The sequence below is a fragment of the Candidatus Eisenbacteria bacterium genome (assembly GCA_016867495.1).
In the GTDB taxonomy this organism is placed as follows: Bacteria; Eisenbacteria; RBG-16-71-46; order CAIMUX01; family VGJL01; genus VGJL01.
The window spans coordinates 1-4402 of the sequence record VGJL01000205.1; the positions used below are offsets into that span (position 1 = coordinate 1).

General features: G+C 65.8%; 3 protein-coding genes. All 3 read left to right on the plus strand.

Features of this window, described 5'->3' with window-relative positions; all coding sequences use genetic code 11:
- Positions 1-529: 529 nt before the first annotated feature.
- The 3 genes from FJY88_12200 to secF all read left to right on the plus strand — a co-directional run bounded on the left by FJY88_12200 (position 530) and on the right by secF (position 4345).
- Positions 530-1675: a divergent polysaccharide deacetylase family protein gene (locus FJY88_12200; GenBank protein MBM3288096.1), complete on the plus strand. Its 1146-nt coding sequence runs from the start codon at positions 530-532 to the stop codon at positions 1673-1675.
- Positions 1676-1752: 77 nt separating this feature from the next.
- A complete protein-coding gene (secD, locus tag FJY88_12205; protein MBM3288097.1) occupies positions 1753-3348 on the plus strand; it encodes a protein translocase subunit SecD in 1596 nt (531 codons plus the stop codon).
- Between the two features lie 49 nt (positions 3349-3397).
- The gene (secF, locus tag FJY88_12210) at positions 3398-4345 is read left to right on the plus strand and encodes a protein translocase subunit SecF (protein MBM3288098.1); all 948 of its coding nucleotides are present in this window, start codon (positions 3398-3400) and stop codon (positions 4343-4345) included.
- Positions 4346-4402: the final 57 nt, after the last annotated feature.

Below are 4402 nucleotides of genomic sequence, written 5' to 3' on the forward strand. Positions count from 1 at the left end.
GCCCCCCCCCCCGCCCGATTACAAGGTCAGGACATCGATCTCGAACGTCCTCTTCAATCTGAGGCTCTCGTGGACCGAGAAGAACATCACCGAGTACACGGCCCTGCTTCATCCGGAGTTCACGTTCATCTTCTCGCCGCAGGATGTGGGAGGACCGAACAATATCCCCGAGGAGTGGGGGCGGGCCGATGAGCTCGAGAGCATCACGAACCTCTTCGGCAGCAAGGCGAACGTCGACGGCTACCGCTGCGAGACGATCCGCCTCACTTTCACCGCGGGGCCCGAGACTCCCGCCCAGCAGTACGACACGACCTGGACGAAGGTGACTCTGACCGAGGTTCACCTCCAGGTCGACTCGCGGCACGAGATATCGGGCCTCCAGCTCCTCTACGAGGTGCTGGGGGACCAGGCCGACTTCTACTTCAAGGAGACCGCCGAGATCGACCCCGTCTCGCAGAAGAAGCTCTGGCAGATCGTCCTCTGGGAGGACAAGCCCCGGGGCGTTCTCGCCGCGATGAACTGATCGAAGTTGCCCCGCAAACCGAGACGCGCATCAGGCAGGCCGCTCCCGATCGGGGCGGCCCTCCTCTTCCTGGCGATCGGGGTCGTCCTGATCAGCATCCTCTGGAGGCAGGAGGAGGATGCGCCCGGCGAGATCGTCCTTCCTCGCGCCGCCGCGCCCGACCATGGCGTGACGGAGAGAACGCGGCGCGAGGCCTTTGCGGATCCGTTTCTGCGGATCATCGAGGCCTACCTCAATGACAGGCGCCTGCGGGTGGTCGCGGGCGAGCGGGGCATCGACCTGATCTGCCTCCTTCCCCCCGGGGGATCCAGCTTCCAGGTCAACGCCGATCTCAAGAGGGCCGTCTCCCACTGGGGCGGCGCGATTTCGGCGGCGACCGAGCATTACGTTCGGGATCTGGGGCGAGCCATAGATCTTCGTCTGAGCCACGGGGGGCGGACCTACTCGGTCCGGGTGATGAGGGACGAGACCCCGCCCGGGGATCCAAGGGTCGCGATCGTGATCGATGACTTCGGCTACGAGAAGGGGGAGCTGGCCGAGGCCTTCCTCGATCTTCCCTTCCCGATCACTCCCTCGGTCCTCCCGGGGTACGCGCGCTCCGCTTGGACCGTCCGACGCGCGGTCGAGAAGGGGCGCCAGCCGATACTCCATTTGCCGATGGAGCCGAAGAGCTTCCCGAGGGACGATCCCGGTCCCGGCGCGATTCTCGTGGGGATGGAGCGGGAGGCCATCGCGTCGGTCCTCGACCGCAGCCTCCGGGAGTTGGCCGGGGTAGGCGGAGCGAGCAACCACATGGGCAGCCGGGCCAGCGAGGTTCCCGCCATCGCCGGAGCGGTCCTCGGGGAGTTCGCGCGCCGCGGCCTCTTCTACCTCGACAGCGGGACATCGGACGCATCGATCTTCCCGGCCGAGGCCGCGCGCGCCGGAGTGAAATGCCTCACGGCCGACCTCTTCCTGGATGGGGAGGAGGATCCGACCCCCGGATCGATGGCGCGACGCCTGGCCGAGGCCCGTCGTTTGGCCGAACTCACCGGGAGCGCAATCCTGATCGGCCATGCGCGTCCGGCGACCCTAGCCTTCCTGCGATCCAGCGCCGACTCGCTGCTCGCCGGCCCCTCCCGGGTCGTCCCTTTGGCCGACCTCTTGCGTTGACATCTCCACCGCGGACGGGATAGCCTCCGATTCCGTGTGGTTTGCGCCCACAAAGGCGCATCGGAGGCGTACGAGGGATGAACAAGTCGTATCAGTGGAAGTTGTTGCTCCTGGTTCTCTTGGTGGCTCTCTCCATCTATGCGCTCCTCCCGACCTTCCAGCTCTATGGCAGGCCGGAGGCGGAGAGGAATGACCCGAGGGATCCGGTTCAGAGGGAGCTTCGGGGCAAGGCGCTGAAACTGGGTCTCGATCTCAGGGGAGGCATGCACCTCGCTCTCGAACTGGACAAGAGCAAGCTTCCCTCCGACGCCTCGGTGCGCGACGCCGTCGACCGCGCCATGGAGATCTTGCGCAACCGGATCGACCAGTTCGGCGTCGCCGAACCGCTGATCCAGCGCCAGGGGGAGGACAGGATCCTCGTCCAGCTACCCGGCCTTCTCGACAAGCACCGGGCCGTGCAGCTCATCGGGCAGACCGCCCAGCTCGAGTTCAAGCTGGTCAAGCAGGCATCGGAATCCCGGCAAGTGATCGACCGGATCAACCGCGCGCTCGCGGGCCGCTCGGCCGACCTTCCGGACTCGCTCCTCGCCGACTCCCTGATGGTGGCCAATCCCGTCACCGATCTTCTCTTCGACTATCCGGACATGTCCCGCTTCGGCGGCGTCAGGGTTCTCGAGAACGACTATCTCAAGCTGCGGGCGTTGCTCGAGTCGGTGAACGTCGACTCGCTGATTCCCCGCGACGCCTCGATCGGCTTCAGCGCCCAGCCGGAGATCTTCGACCAAGGGCAGACGGGACGGGTCCTCTACGTGCTGAGCCGCCGCGCCGAGATGACCGGGGAGGCGGTCTCCAACGCGATCATGCGCTTCGGCCTCGATCCGAGGGCGCCGAACACTCCGGGGGTCTCGATGACCCTGACCAACAAGGGTGCGAACCTCTTCAGGAAGATCACAGGGGCCAACATCGGCAGGCAGCTCGCCATCGTCCTTGACGACAAGGTCGCCTCGGCGCCGGTGATCCGCGATCGGATCCCGACGGGGCAGGCGCAGATCACGGGCACTTTCACGGACGCGGAGGCCAAGGACCTGGCGATCATCCTCCGCGCGGGGGCCTTGCCGGCTCCCGTAAAGGTTGTCGAGGAGCGGACCGTCGGGCCGTCGCTGGGGCACGACTCGGTTGCCGGGGGCATGAGGGCCGGAATCGTGGGGGCGCTGGTCGTCATCGCCTTCATGCTCTTCTACTACAGAGGCAGCGGCCTGGTCGCCATCATCTGCATGGCCCTGAACGTCTTCTTCCTCTTCGCGGGGCTGGCGGCCCTGCGCGGGACGCTGACCATGCCCGGCATCGCGGGAATCGTCCTGACGGTCGGAATGGCCATGGACGCGAGCATCCTGATCTTCGAGAGGATCCGCGAGGAGCTGCGGGCGGGCAAAACGGTCCGGCTGGCCATCGATAACGGCTTCGATAGGGCATGGCGGACGATCCTCGACGCCAACCTGACGACCCTGATCAGCGCGATCGTCCTCTTCCGGTTCGGAACGGGGCCGATCAAGGGGTTCGCCATCACACTGGGGATCGGGCTCATCGCGAACATCTACACGGCGGTCTTCGTCGCGAGGATGATCTTCGGGGCCCTGCTGGCTCGACGCAACGTGCGCTCGCTCTCGATCTAGACGGTCGCGGATGGATCGCGAGTAGGTAGACGAGGAGAGGCGGAAAGAGATGTTCCAGATCTTGGTGGGATCGAAGATCCCCTTCATGAAGTACAGGCGGCACGCCTACATCCTGTCGGCCCTGATCATCCTGGCCGGGGCGGCCTCGCTGATCGTCAAGGGCGGATTCAGGCTCGGGGTCGACTTCGCGGGAGGCATCCTCGTCGAGTACCGGTTCGATCGCGTCATCCAGGCGGACGATCTTCGCGCGGCCCTCTCGGGGGGGGGATGGGCGGGCGCCGAGATCCAGGCGAGCGAGGGCGGGCGGACCTTCCTGATCCGGATCCCCGTGCCCGATGAGAGGCAGGCCGGGGAGCAGTCTCCTTCCGCGCAGATGCTCCGGCTGGTCAAGGAGAAGGTGCCCGGCATAGAGGGAGAGCTGCTGAGGGAGGAGTTCGTCGGTCCGCGGGTCGGGCGCGAGCTGAGAGGCAAGGCGTTCTGGGCGGTCCTGATCTCCCTCCTGCTGATTCTCACCTATGTCACCATCCGCTACGAATTCAAGTACGGCCTGGGCGGGATCATCGCCCTCGCCCATGACGTCCTCGTCGTCATGGCGTTTCTCTCGTTCATGAACAAGGAGATCACGATCCCTGTCATTGCGGCCCTCCTCACGGTCGCCGGCTACTCGATCAACGACAAGATCGTCGTCTTCGACCGGGTGCGGGAGCGCAAGAAGGGAAGCGGCCGCCAGGCGGACGCAGCCATGATCGACATGAGCCTGAACCAGACGCTCAGCAGGACGATCATCACCGGCGTCTGCGTGATCCTCACCCTCGAGACGCTCCTGCTCATGGGAGGCGCCGTGATCCACGACTTCGCCTTCGCCATCCTGGTCGGCGTCCTCGTGGGAACCTACTCGTCGATCTTCATCGGATCGGGGATCAGCCTCGATCTCATCCTTGCCGCGGAGGACAGGCGCCTCGAGCGGGAGGAGAGGGCCGCCAAGCTGAAGGCCTGACCCTCGGCCGATCCGATCCGCTTTCGCCCATGGGGAGATCCCTGTGCGCGCGTCGGC

Excerpts from the sequence above, each read along its gene's own strand:
- secD (MBM3288097.1), top strand. The coding sequence starts at position 1,753 with ATGAACAAGTCGTATCAGTGGAAGTTGTTGCTCCTGGTTCTCTTGGTG.
- secF (MBM3288098.1), top strand. The coding sequence starts at position 3,398 with ATGTTCCAGATCTTGGTGGGATCGAAGATCCCCTTCATGAAGTACAGG.